The following is a 16,988-nucleotide window of genomic DNA, read 5'->3' on the forward strand; positions in this document are numbered from 1 at the left end:
CTTTCTGGTGTGCTCGGCGCGGCCGGTGTACCCGGCGCGGCCGCCCCGCCGCTCAGCGCAACCGGTCCCCGGGCAGCTCCCCCGTGGACACCTCCAGGACGCCCCGCTCGGTCACCAGGCCCGTCACCAGCCGGCCCGGCGTGACGTCGAACGCCGGGTTGTGGCCGCGCGACTCCGCGGGCGCCGTGCGCACCCCGCCCCACTCCAGCACCTCGTCCTCGCCGCGGAGTTCGATGTGGATCGCCCCGCCGTCCGGCGTCGAGAGGTCGACCGTGGTGGTGGGCGCCGCCACCAGGAACGGGATGCCCGCGTCGGCGCAGGCGAGGGCGACCCCCACGGTGCCGACCTTGTTGGCGGTGTCGCCGTTGGCCGCGATGCGGTCGGCGCCCACGATCGCCGCGTCGACCTCGCCGCGCAGGATGGTGCCGGCGGCGGCCCCGTCGGCCTGGACGAAGTGCGGGATGCCCTCCTGGACCAGCTCCCACGCGGTCAGGCGCGACCCCTGGAGCAGCGGGCGGGTCTCGTCGGCGTAGACGACCTCCAGGCGTCCGCGCGCGTGCAGTTCGCGTATGACGCCGAGGGCGGTGCCCCAGCCCGCGGTGGCCAGCGCGCCGGTGTTGCAGTGCGTCAGGATCCGCAGCGGGCGGTCCGCGCCGACCCGTTCCAGCAGCCAGTCCGCGCCGAACGCGCCCATCGCACGGTTCGCCTCGACGTCCTCGCGCTGGACCGCGGCCGCCTCCGCCAGGACCGCGTCGAGCCCCTCGTCGAAGCGGGTCATGACCCGGTCCACGCACACCATGAGGTTCACGGCGGTCGGGCGGGCCTCGCGGACGCGGGCGACGGCCTCGCGCGTCTCGTCCTCGGTCCAGCCCTCGCGCTCGCCCTGGAGCAGCGCGATCGCGACACCGTAGGCGCCGGCGGCGCCGATCGCGGGGGCGCCGCGCACGACCAGGCGCTGGATCGCGTCGACCAGAGTGTCCACATCGTGGACATCGACGGTCGCGGTGCGGTGCGGAAGCGCGGTCTGGTCGATCAGCGCGAGGCCGGTTCCGGTCCACTCGACGGCGCGCAGTTCCTGGGACATAACGGGACGCTCCTGATGTTCCATTGGTGTTCGATACCGTACATGACCTCGAAGAACCCTCGAGAAACGGTGGGCGAACCACAGTTCGAGACACCTCGGCGGATGTCCGGAAACGAGTGTTAGAGTCCAGCACCTGCATCCGCAGGGCGATACCAGCATCCCGCAGATCGAGACGAAGGGGGAACGCATGCCGCTGCTCACCAGGCGCCGCTTCCTCGACTTCGGCCGCTGCGCCGGCGACGGCTGTCGCGGCTGAGTCCGTCCCCTCGGCCCTCCCTCGCGGCTCGTCCCGCACCGAGCACCGTCGCTCACCTCACCCCGCCGTACGCGCGCACCTCAGCGTCGTGATGCGCCTCTCGGCATACCCGGAAGGTTCCCCGATGCCCCGCAGACACCGCCGCTCCGTGCAGCTCGCCGCCCTCGCGACCGGCACCGTGCTCCTCGCCACCGCCTGCAACGCCGCCGCGAAGAAGGACGACTCCGCCACGAGCGCGAGCGGCGGCAGCGGCAAGTCCTTCACCCTCGTCACCCCCGACGCGGTCGGCCAGAACGAGTTCCTCAAGCTCGCGGTGACCGGCGTCGAGAGCGCGGCGAAGCAGCACGACGGGACCCAGAAGGTCTACGAGTCCACCGACACCGCTTCCCAGCAGCAGAACGTGCAGGCCGCGGTGGACGCCAAGCCGGACGTCATCGTCCTCGTCGGCTTCGAGTTCGCCGACATCGTCGCCCAGCAGGCCGCGAAGAACCCGAGCCAGCAGTTCCTGATCATCGACGCGTGCACCACCAAGACCTTCAAGAACGTCAGCTGCGCGGTCTTCCGCGAGCACGAGGGCGTCTACCTCGCCGGCGCCGAGGCGGGCCTGCTGAGCAAGTCCGGCAAGGTCGGCGCGGTCGACGTGCTCGACACCCCCCAGTTCCGCCGCTACAGCGACCCGTTCGCGGCCGGCGCCAAGAAGGTCGCCGCCAAGACGGAGGCGTCGACCCGCTTCGTCGGCGGCCAGTCCCCCTTCGACGACTCGGCCCGCGCCAAGGAGCAGGCGAACACCCTGCTCGCCAAGGGCTACGACCAGATCATGGCGGCCGCCGCGGCCGGCAACTACGGCGTCTTCGAGGCCGCCAAGGCCAAGGGCGCGTTCGCGTACGGCGTCGACGTCAACCAGTGCGCCTCGGCGCCCGGTACGGTCGTCGACAACGTGATCAAGCGCACGGACATCGCCGTGGAGAAGGGCATCGAGTCGGTCCTCGGCGGTACGACGGGCACGACCGTCTCGTACGGCCTCAAGGAGGGCGGCATCAGCCTGACCGGCCTGGAGGACGGCGTGGACACGTCGAAGTGCGTGATCGCCGACCACAAGGACGTCCTGACGAAGGTCGAGGCGCTGCGCGACCAGATCGTCTCGGGAGAGCTGAAGGTCGATGACCCGGCCGCCAGCTGAACCCGCGAGCGGCGCCGGCGTGACCGGCGCCGCCGTCGAGCTCCGGGGAATCACCAAGCGGTTCCCCGGCACGCTCGCCAACGACGCCGTCGACCTGACCGTCCGGCACGGTGAGATCCACGCCCTGATGGGCGAGAACGGCGCGGGCAAGTCCACGCTGATGTCGGTCCTGTACGGCATGGAGCGCGCCGACGCCGGGTCGATCCGGATCGACGGGCGGGAGGTGCGGTTCACGAGCCCCTCCGACGCCATGGCGGCGGGGCTCGGCATGGTCCACCAGAGCTTCAAGCTGTTCGACTCGCTGACGGTCGCCGAGAACGTCGTCTACGCCGCCGAGCCGCGCCGCTTCGGCCTGGTCGACCGGGCCGCGGCCCGCCGCCGGGTGCGCGAACTCGCCGCGGAGCACGGGCTGGCCGTCGATCCCGAAGCCCGGGTGGGCGACCTGCCGGTCGGGCTGCGGCAGCGCGTGGAGATCCTCAAGCTGCTGCACCGGGGCGCCCGGACGCTCATCCTCGACGAGCCGACGGCCGTGCTCACCCCGGCCGAGGCGGACGCCCTGTTCGGCGTGCTCAAGTCGCTGACCGCGCAGGGCCGTACGGTCGTCCTCGTCACCCACAAGCTGCGCGAGGTGCTGGAGGGCAGCGACCGGGTGACCGTCCTGCGGGACGGCCGGGTCGCCGCCCGGCTGGTCACCTCCGACACGACGGCCGACGAGATCGCCGCCGCGATGACCGGGCGCGCGGTGGAACTGGACCGCGTCCACGCACCGGGCACGCCCGGTGCGGCGGTGCTGCGGGTCACCGGTTTCCACACGGATTCCGTCCACGATGTGGACCTCACCGTGCGCGCCGGTGAGATCGTCGGTATCGCGGGGGTCGCCGGGAACGGCCAGAGCGAGCTGGTCGAGGCGCTGGCCGGGCTGCGTCCGGTCGCCGCCGGACAGGTCACGCTCCAGGGCGACGACATCACGCACGCCTCGGCCACCGAGCGGCGCGCGAAGGGGCTCGCCTACGTCCCGGAGGACCGGCACGCGGTCGGTACGGCCCCCGCCGCCTCGGTCGCCGACAACCTGGCGATGGGCCACCACCGCAGCACCCTCTCCACCCGCGGTCTGCTGCCGCCCGCGGCCGTCCGCGCGCACGCCCGGCGGCTCGTCGAACGCTTCGGCATCAAGGCGGCGACCACCGAGGTCCCCGCCTCCGCGCTGTCCGGCGGCAACCTCCAGAAGCTGCTCATCGGCCGCGAACTCGCCCATGAAGCACCACTGTTGCTGGTCGAGCAGCCGACCCGGGGCGTCGACATCGGCGCCATCCAGAACATCCACGACCAGCTGATCGCCTACCGCGACGCCGGGCACGCCGTCCTCCTCGTCTCGGCCGAGCTGAGCGAGATCCGCGGCCTCGCGGACCGTGTTCTCGTCATGTACGAGGGCCGGGTCGCGGCCTCGTACGCCAAGGAAGAGGCGGACGAGCGGACGCTGGGCCTCGCGATGGCGGGCGCCCCCGTGGAGGCCACCGAGATGAACCCACTGACATGACACGCATATCAGGAGCCCTGCGCTCCCCCCTCGCCTTCTCCGTCCTCGCGGGCCTCGTCATCGGCGCGCTGTTCCTGCTCGGCACCGGCGCGGACCCGGTCTCGGCGTACGAAGCGGTCGTGACCGGCGCGCTCGGCGCCGACGGCATCGGCTCGACCCTGACCACCGGCACCAGCGTGCTCGGCCTGGCGCTCGCGCTGGCGATCCCGCTGCGGGCCGGGCTGATCAACCTCGGCGGCGACGGGCAGATGGTGCTCGGCGGGATCACGGCCGCCGTGACCGGCCTCTACTCGCCGCTCCCCGCGCCCCTCACCGTGGCCCTGGCCCTGCTGGCCGGCATGGCGGCGGGCGCCGGCTACGCCGTCCTGGCCGCCCTGTGCGAGAACCACCTCGGGGTCCCGCTGCTGGTCAGCAGCCTGCTGCTGAGCTACCCGGCGGTGTCGCTCGCCTCCTACCTGGCCCGCTATCCGCTCAAGGAGCCGGGCTCCAGCCTGCCCCAGACCCGTGCGCTGCCCGACGGGGTGGCGCTGCCCGCGTTCGGGGACTCCACGGTCACCCTCGGGCTCGTCCTCGTCGTGCTCGCCGCCGCCGCGTACTGGTTCACCGACCGGCGCACCGCCGTCGGCTACGAGATCCGCATGACGGGTCTCAACCCGCGCTTCTCCGCGTACGCGGGCGTCGAACGCCGGGGCCTGACCCTGAAGTTGATGGCACTCTCCGGAGGCCTCGCCGGACTCGTGGGCGCCATCGGGGTGCTGAGCTTCCCCTACCGCTTCGTGGACGGCTCGCTCACCGCCCCCGGCTACACCTGGACCGGCCTCACCGCGGCCCTGCTCGCCGCCGCGGCTCCGCTGGGCACGGTCGTCGCCGCGTTCTTCTTCGCCGTCCTCCAGGTCGGCGGACTGGCGATGGAGCGCACCACCGAGGTGCCGCGCGAACTGACCCAGGTGCTCCAGGCGATCGTGATCGTGTTCCTCGCGGCCCGGCTGCGCTTCCCCAGCCGCCTGTTCGGCCGCCGCACCCGGGAAAGCGAGGCGGTGTGATGTTCCTCGACTCCGATCTCCTCATGTCGGCGCTGCGCGCGCTCACCCCGATCCTGCTGGCGGCCCTCGGCGGCGCCCTGTGCGAGCGCGCCGGGGTCTTCAACATCGGCCTCGAGGGCATGATGCTGATGGGCTGCTTCACCTCCGTGGCGACCAGCTGGTTCACCGGCAGCCCCTGGCTCGGCGTGCTGGCGGCGGCCCTCGCGGCGGCCGCGTACTCGCTGATCCTGGCCGTGGGGGCGGTCACCCTGCGCGGGGACGCGGTGGTCCTCGGCATCGCCATGAACCTCCTGGCCGTCGGCCTGACCAGCTTCCTGCTGCGCACGGTCTTCGGCGTGCAGGGCACCTTCGACGATCCGTCCCTCGCCGGGCTGCCGCTGATCGGTGGCTTCACCCCGCTCGCGTACCTCTCGTGGGCGGCGGTCGCGGTCGCCGCGCTGCTGCTGTCGCGGCATGTGTGGGGACTCCGGCTGCGCGGGGTCGGCGAGGCGCCCGACGCGGCGGCCACCCTCGGGGTGAGCCCGGCGAAGTACCAGTACGGCGCGATCCTGCTGTCGGGAGTGCTGTGCGGCCTCGCGGGCGCCCAGCTCGCCCTCGGCAACGTCACGTTGTTCACCGAGAACATGACGGCGGGCCGTGGTTGGATCGCTGTCGTGGCCGTCATGCTGGGCCGCGCCGCGCCCCTGGGCGTGCTGCTCGCCGCGCTGCTGTTCGGGCTCGCCGAAGCGGCCGGGTTCCGCCTCCAGGGTCTCGGCCTGCCGCAGCAGGCGACCGACGCCGCGCCCTACGTCGTCACGCTCGGCGCCCTCTTCCTCACGACGGCCCGCCGCCGTCGCCGCCCCCGTACCACCGGAGCCGTCCAATGACCCAGGACCTGCTGCCCGTCACCCGCATCCCGCGCACCGGTCTCCCGGCGCACGCCGTGGTCGTCGGCGACCCGGCCCGCGCCGCGGCCGTCGCCGCACTCCTCGACGGCGCCGAGGAGGTCTCGTACCACCGCGAGTACCGGGTGTTCAGCGGAAGCTGGAAGGGCGTGCCGGTCGTCGTCGCCTCGCACGGGGTGGGCGCGCCGGGCGCGATCCTGCTCTTCCAGGAGCTGGCGGACGCGGGCGTCACCACGTTCCTGCGGTTCGGCACGGCGGGCGCGATGAAGCCGGGCATCGGGGACGGCGACCTGGTCGTCGCGGAGGCGGCCGTCCGCGACGACGGCGTCACCCACCAGCTGCTGCCCCCCGAGTACCCGGCGGTCTCCGCGCCCGAGGCGGTCCTCGCCCTCCAGCGGGCGGCCCGCCAGGCCGGCGCCCCGCACCACCGGGGCGTCGTGTGGACCCGGGCGGCCTTCCAGCCGGGCCTGCTGCCGCTCTTCTCCTACGCCGGCGCCGGGCTCGCCGCCATCGAGATGGAACTGTCCGCGCTGCTGGTCACGGCCTCGCTTCGCGGCCTGGTCGCGGGCGGTGTGCTGGTGATCGACGGAGCCAACGCCGACGAACTGGTCGACGAGCAGACCACGGGCGGCTACGACCCGCACCGCGAGGTCGTCGCGGCCGGCGTCGAACGGGGCGCGGTGGTGTCCCTGGAGGCGCTGCGGCTGCTCGCGGAAGCCGAAGGTGGGCAGGCGTGAGCATCGACCTGCTGGTGCACGGCGGCGACGTCCTGACGATGGACGACGACGCGACCGTCGTCCCGGGCGGGGCGGTCGCGGTCCACGAGGGCGCGATCCTCGCCGTGGGACCGGCCGACGAGCTGCGCGAGCGGTACACCGCCGCCGAGGAGATCGACGCCGCCGGGTGTCTCGTCCTCCCCGGACTGATCAACACGCACACCCACCTCGCGATGACCCTGCTGCGCGGCCGCGCAGACGACGTCACGCTCCAGGGTTTCCTGGAACGCGTCCTGAAGTGGGAGGCGGAGCTGCTGGCGCCGGAGAACGTGGCGGCGGCGGTGCGGCTGGCGGTCGCGGAGAGCCTGCGGGCCGGAGTGACGTCGGCGCTGGACATGTACTGGTTCCACGAGGCGGCCGAGCGGGCGGCCCGCGAGACGGGCTGGCGGCTGCACACCGGACCGACCTTCATGGACGTGCCCGGCCCGCCCGACGGCATCGCGTACGAGGAACGGCTCGGGTGGGCACGGCGTGACCTCGAGGCGCGCGGACCCGCGCGGCCCGGCCACCGGCCCGTCGTCTTCGCGCACTCGGCGTACACCCTCTCCCCCGGCCAGCTCACCGAAGTCTTCGCGCTGGCCCGGGAGTTCGGGGCGCTGGTGCACATCCACGCGGCCGAGAACGCCACCGAGGTCGCCACCGTCGAGGTGCAGCACGGCAAGCGGCCGGTGGAGCTGCTGGACTCCCTCGGGCTGCTCGGCCCCGATGTGCTGCTCGCGCACGCCGTCGACCTCACCGGGCCCGAGATCGCGGCGATGGCCCGCACGGGCACGGCCGTCGCCCACTGTCCGGTGTCGAACCTGAAACTGGGCTGCGGCATCGCGCCCGTGCCACGGCTGCTCAGCGCGGGCGTGACGGTGGGGCTGGGCACGGACGGCGCCGTCAGCTCCAACTCGCTGGACGTACTGGGGGCCGTACGGCAGGCGGCGCTGGTGCACAAGGCGGCGGGCGATCCGACGGCGGTCGGCGCCGAGCAGGCCGTACGGATGGCGACGATCGAGGGCGCGCGGGCGCTCGGGCTCGGCGGGCAGCTCGGCTCGCTGGAGGCCGGCAAGCGGGCCGATCTGATCGTCCTCGATCTGGACGCACCGCATCTGCGGCCGCGCCACGACCCGTGGTCGACGCTGGCGTACGCTGCGCACCCGTCGGACGTGCGGGACACCGTCGTCGACGGGCGGGTGCTGATGCGCGATCGTGGCCTGACCACGGTCGACGAGCGGGCGGTGATCGCGGACCTGGAGGCACTCCTCTGATCTGCCCCCATAATGGCGCTGAGACATCGGATGTCTTGCTCCGATGTCTTCATCCGATATCCGGATCCGACCCCCGGGTCCGATGTCCGGGCGGCGAGCGACAGGGAGGCCGGTCATGGCAGTCACCGACGAGGCGATCGAGAAGATCAAGGGCATGATCGTCTCGGGCGCGCTGCGGCCCGGGGACCGGCTGCCCAAGGAGAGCGAGCTGGCCGCCGAGCTGGGCCTGTCCCGCAACTCCCTGCGCGAGGCGGTGCGCGCCCTGTCGCTGATCCGGATCCTGGACGTGCGGCAGGGCGACGGCACCTACGTCACCAGCCTCGACCCGCAACTCCTCCTGGAGGCGCTGAGTTTCGTCGTCGACTTCCACCGCGACGACACGGTCCTGGAGTTCCTCGCCGTGCGCCGCATCCTGGAGCCGGCCGCCACCGCGATGGCCGCCCTGCGCATCAGCGAGCAGCAACTTGACGCGCTCGACGCCCAGTTGGACAAGCTCGGGGCCGAGCCCTCGGTGGAGGAACTGGTCGCGGGCGACCTGGAGTTCCACCGCGGCATCGTGCAGAGCGCCGGCAACTCGGTGCTGTGTTCACTGCTCGACGGACTGTCCGGGCCCACCACCCGGGCCCGCATCTGGCGCGGCCTGACGCAGGAGGACGCGGTCGCCGGCACCCTGCGCGAGCACCGGGCGATCCTGGCGGCACTGCGCGACCGGGACGCGGAGGCGGCACGGTCCTGGGCCACGGTCCACATCGCGAGCGTGGAGCAGTGGCTGCGCTCGACGCTGTGAGTCCGCGACGTGCACCCACCTTGCGCACCCACCTTGCACACCCGCGCTGGACACCCACCCTGTGCGCCACCTGTGAGTCGATGCCGTGAGTCGGGTCCGGCAAGGGGTGTTCGCGGGTGACGAACGGGGCAGTGATCCGTTCACTCCCCCGTGCAAGGGGGCTGCGAGCGCCCCCGCGGAACGCCGTAAGGTTGGGTGGTCAAGCGAGGGCACGTCGGAAGGAGGCGCTGGGTGATCGAGCTCGAGGGGGTTCCCGAGCTGATCGACCCGGTCATGGTGGCCGCGTTCGAGGGCTGGAACGATGCCGGCGACGCCGCCTCCACCGCGGTCGGGCACCTGGAGCGGGAGTGGAAGGGCGAGGTGTTCGCGGCACTGGACGCCGAGGACTACTACGACTTCCAGGTGAACCGCCCCACGGTGTGGATGGACGCCGGCGTGCGCAAGATCACGTGGCCGACGACAAGGTTGTCGGTCGTCCGGGTGGGCGGCGACAAGCCACGCGACCTGGTGCTCGTCCGCGGCATCGAACCGTCCATGCGCTGGCGCTCGTTCTGCAACGAGCTGCTGGGTTTCGCGCACGAGTTGGGCGTGGAGCTGGTGGTCATCCTGGGCGCCCTGCTCGGTGACACCCCGCACACGCGTCCGGTGCCCATCAGCGGCACCACGTCCGACGCGGACCTGGCGCAGCGGATGGACCTGGAGGAGACCAAGTACGAGGGCCCCACGGGCATCGTCGGCGTCCTCCAGGAGGCCTGCACGCACGCGGGCGTGCCCGCGGTGAGCCTCTGGGCCGCCGTGCCGCACTACGTCTCGCAGCCGCCGAACCCCAAGGCGACGCTGGCGCTCCTCAACCGCCTCGAGGACCTGATCGACGTACGCATCCCGCTGGGCGAGCTGCCCGAGGACGCGCGTGCCTGGCAGGTGGGCGTGGACCAGCTGGCCGCCGAGGACACCGAGGTCGCCGAGTACGTGCAGACGCTGGAGGAGGCGCGGGACACCGCGGAGCTGCCGGAGGCGTCGGGCGAGGCGATCGCCCGCGAGTTCGAGCGCTATCTGCGGCGCCGGGACGGCGGCGGCCCGCCGGGCCCCGGGGAACGGACCCGGCCGCCGAAGCCGCCGAAGCCGAGCGGCGACGTCGCCGACGACAGCGATTCCTCGGAGGACTAGTACGGCGGGCAGGACACAGGGACCGGAAGGGGCGGTGCGCTTCGGCGCACCGCCCCTGGTCGTGTCCGGTGGAAGGACGCCTTCGGCTACAACGCCACACCCAGCAGTGCGTCCACGGCCCGCGAGACGACACCGGGAGCGCCGATGTCCGTGCCGCCCCGCTCCTGCTGGAGCGCCGCCCAGCGGTCGACGGCGGCGAGTGCGGCCGGGGCGTCGAGGTCGTTGCCGAGCGCCTCACGGATCTCGTCGACGAGCGCCTCGGCGGGCGGTCCGTCGGGCCGGGAGACGGCGGCACGCCAGCGCCCGAGCCGGGCCTCGGCGTCCACCAGGACCTGGTCGGTCCACTCCCAGTCGGCCCGGTAGTGGTGGGCGAGGAGGGTGAGCCGGATGGCGGCGGGGTCGACGCCGTCCTGGCGCAGCTTCGAGACGAAGACGAGGTTGCCCCGGGACTTGGACATCTTCTCGCCGTCCAGGGCGACCATGCCGGCGTGGACGTACGCCTGTGCCATGGGGAACTCGCCGGTCAGCACCTGGGCGTGCGAGGCGCCCATCTCGTGGTGCGGGAAGGCGAGGTCGGAACCGCCGCCCTGCACGTCGAAGCCCATCCCGAGGTGGTCCAGGGCGATGGCCACGCACTCGATGTGCCAGCCCGGCCGGCCGCGGCCGAGCGAGCCGCCGTCCCAGCTGGGCTCGCCCTCACGGGCCGCCATCCAGAGCATCGGGTCGAGCGGGTTCTTCTTGCCGGGGCGGTCGGGGTCACCGCCGCGCTCCGCGGAGAGCAGCCGCATGGCGGCCGCGTCCAGGCCGGAGACCCGGCCGAAGTGCGGGTCGGACCCGACGGAGAAGTAGACGTCGCCGTCGAGCTCGTAGGCGGCGCCGGCGTCGCGCAGCCGCTCGACGAGCGGGACGATGCCGGGTATCGCCTCGACGGCGCCTATGTAGTGCCGCGGCGGCAGCATCCGCAGGGCCGTCATGTCCTCGCGGAAGAGCGCCGTCTCCTTCTCGGCGAGGGCGACCCAGTCGACGCCGTCGCGTTCGGCCCGCTCCAGGAGCGGGTCGTCGACGTCGGTGACGTTCTGGACGTAGTGAACCTGCCGCTTGGTGTCGAGCCACACGCGCTGGACGAGGTCGAACGCGTTGTAGGTCGCCGCGTGACCCATGTGGGTCGCGTCGTACGGCGTGATGCCACAGACGTAGATACGGGCGACGGGACCGGGGTCGAGGGAGACCAAGCCGCCGGTCGCGGTGTCGTGGATCCTCAGGTCGCGGCCCTGACCAGGCAGGGCGGGGACCTCGGAAGCGGGCCAGGCATGCATGTCATGAGCCTAACCGGACGGAAGTTGCGTATACGAACCGGAGCAGGCCAGATGGCCGGGAAGGCCCTCTTGTGCGATTCCGTCCGGCATGCATGACGGCCTGTGTCCCGGCATACGGGTGGCAGGCCTGTGTCCCGGCGTACGGGTGGTCAGACCGGGGGCCAGGGGATGGCCGGCCAGTCGCCGCTCGGCTCCGGGTGCCTGCCGGCCTCCAGCAGCGCGTCGACACGCGCGCGTGTGGCGTCGACCTCGGCGGGGGTGATCAGCGCGGCCAGGGTGACCGCCAGCCGCCCGCCGGGCTCCAGGGCGCCTCTGAGGCCCTTGAGCACCTCGACGGCCTCGCCGGTCAGGGACTCCCCCGCCCAGCCCCACAGGAGCGTGCGCAGCTTGTTCTCGGCGTTGAAGGTGACCCCGTGGTCGATGCCGTACAGCCGGCCGTCGGCGGTGGGCAGCAGATGGCCGCCCTTACGGTCGGCGTTGTTGATCACCGCGTCGAGGACGGCGAGCCGGCGCAGCCGTTCGTCGTCGGCGTGCACCAGCAGCGCCGTCCGGCCCTCGCCGACCTCGGCGAAGCCGATCGCCCGCCAGCCCGGCCCGGGCTCCTCCGCGTCCACCAGGGCGAGCAGCTCGGACTCCGGGGCCGTCTCGATCCACAGCTGGCACATGCCCTCGCCGTAGGGCCCCTCCCGCAGCACGGTCGGCGGCACGAGGCCCCAGCCGGTCGCCTCGGAGACCTCGTAGGCGGCGACCTCGCGCTGGGCGAGGGTGCCGTCGGGGAAGTCCCACAGCGGCCGCTCCCCGGCGACGGGCTTGTAGACGCAGGCGGCCTCGCGGCCCTCGTGCCCGACGGTGCAGTACAGGGCCGCGTTGGAGGCGTCGCTGATGCGTCCGCGGACGGTGAGCTCGCCGCGCGCGAGGAGTTCGGCGGCGGCCGGGTCGATGGTCGTCACGCCCCCCGGCGGTATCCGTTCTGGCGCGGACATACGTGTCCTTCCGGATCGAGCGGCAGGCTGCACAGCGGACACGGCGGCCGGCCCGCGTTGACGACGTCGAGGGCGCGTTTGGCGAAGGCCCTCGCCTGCGCGCCGCTGAGCCGGACCCGCAGCATCGGGGGCCCGTTCTCCTCGTCCTGGAGGAGCTTCTCCTCGGCCTCGGCGAGGTCCTCCTCGGAGTCCGCGTCGAGCTCCACGAGGGCCTGCGCCTCGACGATCATGCGCTGTTCCTCGCCGTCCCAGGCGAGGGCCATGGTGCCGACCCGGAACTCCTCCTCGATCGGCGTGTCGAGGGGGGCCGTGTCGGTGTTCTCGGCGGGCGACATCGCGGGCACGGGGGCGCTGCCGCCGGTCCGGCGTACGACCTCGTCCAGCAGTTCGTCCATGCGCTCGGCGAGCGCGGCGACCTGGGTCTTCTCCAGGGCCACGCTGGTCACTCGGGAACCGGCGGTGGCCTGGAGGAAGAAGGTACGGCGCCCGGGCAGTCCGACCGTACCGGCCACGAAGCGGTCCGGGGGGTCGTAGAGGAACACCTGACGGGACACGTCCTGTCTCCATGGGAATCGTGGGTCATCGTGGGCCGGGGAACGAGTGGGGGAACGTCCCTGCGGGTACGCGCGCGTTTGCGGACCGCTTCACCCTACTGCGGCCGACGATCACGGTGCGCCCGCACCACCCCCGACCGTCGCGTCCCCGGCCGGCGGCTCCTCGCGCGGGGCGAGCGACGCGAAGTCGCCGGTGTCGCCGAGGCGTACGAGAAAGGGGCGCAGCCGGGTGTAACGGATCGCGGTCACGGAACACGGTTCCACAGAGATCCGCTGGAAGAGGTCGAGATGAAGCCCGAGGGCGTCCGCCACGAGCGACTTGATGATGTCGCCGTGCGAGCACATCAGATAGACGGCGTCGGCGCCGTGGTCGCGCTCCACGCGCGCGTTCCACTCCCGTACCGCCTCCGCGGCGCGGGTCTGCATCGCCCGCATCGACTCGCCGCCGGGGAAGGCGGCGGCGGAGGGGTGCGCCTGCACGACCTCCATCAGGGGCTCGTCCATCAGTTCGGCGAGCTTGCGTCCGGACCAGTCTCCGTAGTGGCACTCCCCGATCCGCTCGTCGGTGTGGGCGCGCAGCCCGGGGCGGGCGTCGAGGAGCGGCCGGATCGTCTCCTGGCAGCGCTGGAGGGGGCTTGCGACGACCTCGGCGATCGGCAGCGCGCCGAGCCGCCCCGGCAGCGCGGCGGCCTGGGCGGCTCCGCGTTCGTCGAGGGCGACGCCGGGCGTCCAGCCGGCGAGCAGTCCGGAGGTGTTGGCGGTGGACCGGCCGTGCCGGACGAGGATCAACGTGGGCATGCGGCCCAGGGTAGGCGCACGCGGGCGTGCGTCGGTGGGCGTCCGACGGGAGAGTGCGCAGAGTGATCGTCGACTGCGCCGTCTATCGCGACGGGCGCCGCACGGAGGGCCCGGAGGACTTCTCGGACGCCCTCGCCGAGGCACGGGCCGCGGGCGGCTTCGTGTGGATCGGACTGCACGAGCCGACGGAGAAGGAGTTCGACCACGTCACTCGGGAGTTCGGCCTGCACCCGCTCGCCGTCGAGGACGCCCTGAAGGCCCACCAGCGGCCCAAGCTGGAGATCTACGACGACTCGCTCTTCCTGGTGTTCAAGCCGGTCGTCTACGAGCCCGAGAGCGACGCGGTCTCCTCCGGTGAGGTGATGGTCTTCCTCGGCGACGGCTTCGTGGTGACCGTCCGGCACGGCGAGGGCGCTCCGCTGGCCGCCGTACGGCACCGGCTGGAGCACGAGCCGCAGCTGCTCGCCAAGGGCCCCACGGCGGTGGTGTACGCGATCGCCGACGCCACCGTGGACCACTACCTGGACGTGGCGACGGAACTCCAGACGGACCTGGAGGAACTGGAGGCGGAGGTGTTCTCGCCGGACGGCGGCGGCTCGCGGCACACCGCGTCGCGGATCTACCGGTTCAAGCGGCAGATCCTGGAGTTCCGGCGGGCCACCGGTCCGCTGGGGCCGCCGCTGACCCGGCTGGCCGGCACCAGCGCGCCCGGGCCGGGAGTGCCCTTCGTGGACGAGCGGGCGCGGCCCTTCTTCCGGGACGTCAGCGACCATCTCACGCGGGTGAACGAGTCCGTGGAGGGGCTGGACCGGCTGGTCACGGACATCCTCTCGGCGCACCTGGCGCAGATGAGCGTCCGGCAGAACGACGACATGCGGAAGATCTCGGCGTGGGCGGCCATGGCCGCGGTCCCCACGATGATCGCGGGGATCTACGGCATGAACTTCGAGCACATGCCGGAGCTGCGGTGGGTGTGGGCGTATCCGGCGGTGATCGCGCTGATGGCCGTGCTCGAGGTGCTGCTGTACCGGTTGTTCAAGCATCGGGGATGGCTCTAGGTCCGGGTCCGGGTTCCGGGTCCGGGTCCGGGTCCGGGTCCGGCTCGGCTCGGCTCGGCTCGGGGACGGTCCAGGGGGCGGCCCGTGCGGCGGAAGCCCGCGCGTTGGAGCCCGCGCGGTCGTGCCCGCGCGGTCGGGGCTCAGGCGAGCTCGGGAGCCGCGACCGCCGGGCCGCCCAGCGCGTCGCGGCGCTCGGGCATCTCCAGGGAGACCATCCGCCGCCAGCCCGCGAACCGCTCCCACGCGTACACGGCGTGGATGCCGGCCGCGAGGAACGCCGACCTGGCCCTCGGCCAGCCGAGGATGTCCCCCATGTGGGCCATGACGGCCAGGCTCACGTCGCGGTAGATGCGGATCTCGGCGAGCGCGCACCCGCGCAGCGTCCGCTGGATGGCGCGGCCGTGCCCCGCGCGGGCCAGGCGCAGCAGCTCCTCGTGACAGTAGGCGAGGTGGTTGTCCTCGTCGTTCGAGATCATCTTCACCGCGCGGCCGAGGTCGGGGTGGTCGGCGAAGTGCCTGCGCAGCAACTCCATCTGCTCGGAGGCCCGCTGTTCGGTGACCCGGCTGTGGGCAAGGTAGGTGACGAGGTCGTGCACGGTCAGCGGATGGTCGGCCCGGAGCCTGTCGTGCGCGAGACCGACGCCGGCGCGCTCCAGGAGCATCGTGTAGTCGGTGTCGCGCGGGACCGGCACGGGGGCGAGCCCGCGCTTGCGCATCAGGGCGTTGAAGATCCGCCCGTGCTTGTCCTCGTCGGCGCCGTGCCGGGCGATCCTGGGAGCCAGGTGGTGTTCGCTCTGCGGGACGAGCGCGGCGATCCGGGCGTTCTCCCAGCCGCCCTGCGACTCCCCGCCGGCGGCGATGGAACAGAAGAGCGCGAAGGACTCGTCGTTGTCGATGATCTCCTGGAACAGACTCTTGGCCGAAAGCATCGTGGGGCACCTCTCCGCATTGCGCAGGATTCCGCAGCATTCCGCAAGGAACGAGTCAAATGCGGCACGGGAGGCGCTGCAACAGGTGTGTCGGACAACTCCGCCAAAAGAGGGACCCCAGGAGTCGGCCCGGGAGCGTAACCGCGCGCCGGATGGCGCGTTGTTCTGCGTGACGGCCGTGGCGGGGATGACCCCCGAGCCCCCACCACGGCCGCTGAAATTCCCGGACCCCCGGACCCGGACACGCGGTCCCGGTCAACTCAGACCGGCCAGCTCCAGACCGGCTAGCTCAGACCGGCGAGTTCGACGGCCTGCGCGCCGGCTCGCAGCGAGGCGAGACGCTCGTCCAGGGTGAAGCCCGCGGGGGCGAGGGTGAGCGTGGTGACGCCGGCCGCAGCGTAGGCCTTCATCCGGTCGGCGATCCGCTCCACCGAACCCAGCAGCGTGGTCCGGTCGATCAGCTCGTGCGGTACGGCGGCCGCGGCGCCCTGCTTGTCGCCGGACAGGTACTTGTCCTGGATCTCGTCGGCCGCGGCCTCGTAGCCCATGCGGCGCGCGAGCTGGTTGTAGAAGTTCTGCTTACGGCTGCCCATACCGCCGACGTACAGCGCGGTGTAGGGGCGGAAGGTGTCGGCGAGCCGCTCGACGTCCTTGTCCTCGCCGAGGGCCAGCGGCAGCGTCGGGCAGACGTCGAAGCCCTCGAGGGTCTTTCCGGCCTTCTCGCGCCCGGCCCGCAGGTGCTTGATCGCGGTGTCCTCGAGGTGCTCGGCGGACGGGAAGATGAGCAGGGCGCCGTCGGCGATCTCGCCGGTCTGCTCGAGGTTCTTCGGGCCGATCGCGGCGATGTACAGCGGGATGTGCTCGCGCTCCGGGTGCACGGTCAGCTTGATCGGCTTGCCCGGGCCGCCGGGCAGCGGCAGCGTCCAGTGCTCGCCCTCGTACGACAGCCGCTCCCGCGTCATCGCCTTGCGGACGATCTCCACGTACTCGCGCGTGCGGGACAGCGGCTTGTCGAACTTGACGCCGTACCAGCCCTCGGAGACCTGCGGTCCCGACACGCCGAGACCGAGGCGGAAGCGGCCGCCGGAGAGCGAGTCGAGGGTGGCGGCGGTCATCGCGGTCATCGCCGGCTGGCGGGCGGGGATCTGGAAGATCGCCGAGCCGACGTCGATGCGCTCGGTCTGCGCGGCCACCCAGGTGAGCACGGTGGCCGCGTCGGAGCCGTAGGCCTCGGCGGCCCAGCAGACGGCGTATCCGAGGCGGTCGGCCTCCTGGGCGACGGCGAGGTTGTCGCCGTCCATTCCGGCACCCCAGTAGCCGAGGTTGATCCCGAGCTGCATGGCCGATCCCCTTACTGATCAGTAACGACGCTGTTGCGGAGAC

General features: G+C 72.6%; 16 protein-coding genes. 9 read left to right on the plus strand and 7 right to left on the minus strand.

The window, feature by feature from the left end; genetic code table 11:
* Positions 1-52: 52 nt before the first annotated feature.
* The gene (mtnA, locus tag ABT070_RS20735) at positions 53-1,084 is read right to left on the minus strand and encodes an S-methyl-5-thioribose-1-phosphate isomerase (RefSeq protein WP_351762575.1); all 1,032 of its coding nucleotides are present in this window, start codon (positions 1,082-1,084) and stop codon (positions 53-55) included.
* 380 nt (positions 1,085-1,464) lie between these two features.
* Between mtnA and ABT070_RS20740 the strand changes: the two genes are divergently transcribed.
* The 8 genes from ABT070_RS20740 to ABT070_RS20775 all read left to right on the plus strand — a co-directional run bounded on the left by ABT070_RS20740 (position 1,465) and on the right by ABT070_RS20775 (position 9,967).
* Entirely contained in the window at positions 1,465-2,520 is a 1,056-nt protein-coding gene (locus tag ABT070_RS20740; RefSeq protein ID WP_351762578.1) for a BMP family ABC transporter substrate-binding protein, read from the plus strand.
* Positions 2,501-4,057, plus strand: a complete 1,557-nt coding sequence (locus tag ABT070_RS20745) for an ABC transporter ATP-binding protein (RefSeq protein WP_351762581.1) — start codon at positions 2,501-2,503, stop codon at positions 4,055-4,057. Before ABT070_RS20740 ends, ABT070_RS20745 begins: the two co-directional genes overlap by 20 nt.
* A complete protein-coding gene (locus tag ABT070_RS20750) occupies positions 4,054-5,100 on the plus strand; it encodes an ABC transporter permease (RefSeq protein WP_351762583.1) in 1,047 nt (348 codons plus the stop codon). The genes ABT070_RS20745 and ABT070_RS20750 overlap by 4 nt, the downstream gene beginning before the upstream one ends.
* Positions 5,100-5,966, plus strand: coding sequence for an ABC transporter permease (locus ABT070_RS20755; protein ID WP_082412605.1), 867 nt, complete (start codon positions 5,100-5,102; stop codon positions 5,964-5,966). The genes ABT070_RS20750 and ABT070_RS20755 overlap by 1 nt, the downstream gene beginning before the upstream one ends.
* Positions 5,963-6,721 carry a nucleoside phosphorylase gene (locus ABT070_RS20760; protein ID WP_351762586.1) on the plus strand — a complete coding sequence of 253 codons (759 nt, stop codon included), beginning with the start codon at positions 5,963-5,965 and terminating at the stop codon, positions 6,719-6,721. The genes ABT070_RS20755 and ABT070_RS20760 overlap by 4 nt, the downstream gene beginning before the upstream one ends.
* Entirely contained in the window at positions 6,718-8,013 is a 1,296-nt protein-coding gene (locus ABT070_RS20765; protein WP_351762589.1) for an amidohydrolase, read from the plus strand. Before ABT070_RS20760 ends, ABT070_RS20765 begins: the two co-directional genes overlap by 4 nt.
* A 115-nt stretch (positions 8,014-8,128) precedes the next feature.
* The gene (locus ABT070_RS20770) at positions 8,129-8,800 is read left to right on the plus strand and encodes a FadR/GntR family transcriptional regulator (RefSeq protein ID WP_328482883.1); all 672 of its coding nucleotides are present in this window, start codon (positions 8,129-8,131) and stop codon (positions 8,798-8,800) included.
* 231 nt (positions 8,801-9,031) lie between these two features.
* Positions 9,032-9,967 (plus strand): PAC2 family protein, encoded by a 936-nt coding sequence (locus tag ABT070_RS20775; protein WP_351762592.1) that lies wholly within the window; start codon positions 9,032-9,034, stop codon positions 9,965-9,967.
* A gap of 86 nt (positions 9,968-10,053) precedes the next feature.
* On the opposite strand, the gene mshC is transcribed toward ABT070_RS20775, so the two are convergent.
* The 4 genes from mshC to ABT070_RS20795 form a co-directional block, all read right to left on the minus strand.
* Positions 10,054-11,283 carry a cysteine--1-D-myo-inosityl 2-amino-2-deoxy-alpha-D-glucopyranoside ligase gene (gene mshC / locus ABT070_RS20780; protein WP_351762595.1) on the minus strand — a complete coding sequence of 410 codons (1,230 nt, stop codon included), beginning with the start codon at positions 11,281-11,283 and terminating at the stop codon, positions 10,054-10,056.
* Positions 11,284-11,432: 149 nt separating this feature from the next.
* Positions 11,433-12,266, minus strand: coding sequence for an SCO1664 family protein (locus tag ABT070_RS20785; protein ID WP_351762597.1), 834 nt, complete (start codon positions 12,264-12,266; stop codon positions 11,433-11,435).
* A complete protein-coding gene (locus tag ABT070_RS20790; RefSeq protein ID WP_020128287.1) occupies positions 12,230-12,820 on the minus strand; it encodes a DUF3090 domain-containing protein in 591 nt (196 codons plus the stop codon). The genes ABT070_RS20785 and ABT070_RS20790 overlap by 37 nt, the downstream gene beginning before the upstream one ends.
* 111 nt (positions 12,821-12,931) lie before the next feature.
* Positions 12,932-13,618: a histidine phosphatase family protein gene (locus tag ABT070_RS20795; protein ID WP_351762600.1), complete on the minus strand. Its 687-nt coding sequence runs from the start codon at positions 13,616-13,618 to the stop codon at positions 12,932-12,934.
* Between the two features lie 62 nt (positions 13,619-13,680).
* Here ABT070_RS20795 and corA point away from each other — a divergent pair, with 62 nt between their 5' ends.
* Complete coding sequence (gene corA / locus ABT070_RS20800; protein ID WP_351762603.1) at positions 13,681-14,676, plus strand: magnesium/cobalt transporter CorA; 996 nt, start codon at positions 13,681-13,683, stop codon at positions 14,674-14,676.
* Between the two features lie 140 nt (positions 14,677-14,816).
* On the opposite strand, the gene ABT070_RS20805 is transcribed toward corA, so the two are convergent.
* Positions 14,817-15,605 carry a ferritin family protein gene (locus ABT070_RS20805; RefSeq protein WP_351762605.1) on the minus strand — a complete coding sequence of 263 codons (789 nt, stop codon included), beginning with the start codon at positions 15,603-15,605 and terminating at the stop codon, positions 14,817-14,819.
* A 284-nt stretch (positions 15,606-15,889) separates the two neighbouring features.
* Positions 15,890-16,945: an LLM class F420-dependent oxidoreductase gene (locus tag ABT070_RS20810; protein WP_351762608.1), complete on the minus strand. Its 1,056-nt coding sequence runs from the start codon at positions 16,943-16,945 to the stop codon at positions 15,890-15,892.
* Between the last annotated feature and the right edge of the window lie 43 nt (positions 16,946-16,988).

Source organism: Streptomyces sp. NPDC002884, from assembly GCF_040295245.1.
Lineage (GTDB): Bacteria > Actinomycetota > Actinomycetes > Streptomycetales > Streptomycetaceae > Streptomyces.

Excerpts from the sequence above, each read along its gene's own strand:
- mtnA (WP_351762575.1), bottom strand. The coding sequence starts at position 1,084 with ATGTCCCAGGAACTGCGCGCCGTCGAGTGGACCGGAACCGGCCTCGCG.
- ABT070_RS20740 (WP_351762578.1), top strand. The coding sequence starts at position 1,465 with ATGCCCCGCAGACACCGCCGCTCCGTGCAGCTCGCCGCCCTCGCGACC.
- ABT070_RS20745 (WP_351762581.1), top strand. The coding sequence starts at position 2,501 with ATGACCCGGCCGCCAGCTGAACCCGCGAGCGGCGCCGGCGTGACCGGC.
- ABT070_RS20750 (WP_351762583.1), top strand. The coding sequence starts at position 4,054 with ATGACACGCATATCAGGAGCCCTGCGCTCCCCCCTCGCCTTCTCCGTC.
- ABT070_RS20755 (WP_082412605.1), top strand. The coding sequence starts at position 5,100 with ATGTTCCTCGACTCCGATCTCCTCATGTCGGCGCTGCGCGCGCTCACC.
- ABT070_RS20760 (WP_351762586.1), top strand. The coding sequence starts at position 5,963 with ATGACCCAGGACCTGCTGCCCGTCACCCGCATCCCGCGCACCGGTCTC.
- ABT070_RS20770 (WP_328482883.1), top strand. The coding sequence starts at position 8,129 with ATGGCAGTCACCGACGAGGCGATCGAGAAGATCAAGGGCATGATCGTC.
- mshC (WP_351762595.1), bottom strand. The coding sequence starts at position 11,283 with ATGCATGCCTGGCCCGCTTCCGAGGTCCCCGCCCTGCCTGGTCAGGGC.
- ABT070_RS20785 (WP_351762597.1), bottom strand. The coding sequence starts at position 12,266 with ATGTCCGCGCCAGAACGGATACCGCCGGGGGGCGTGACGACCATCGAC.
- ABT070_RS20795 (WP_351762600.1), bottom strand. The coding sequence starts at position 13,618 with ATGCCCACGTTGATCCTCGTCCGGCACGGCCGGTCCACCGCCAACACC.
- ABT070_RS20805 (WP_351762605.1), bottom strand. The coding sequence starts at position 15,605 with ATGCTTTCGGCCAAGAGTCTGTTCCAGGAGATCATCGACAACGACGAG.
- ABT070_RS20810 (WP_351762608.1), bottom strand. The coding sequence starts at position 16,945 with ATGCAGCTCGGGATCAACCTCGGCTACTGGGGTGCCGGAATGGACGGC.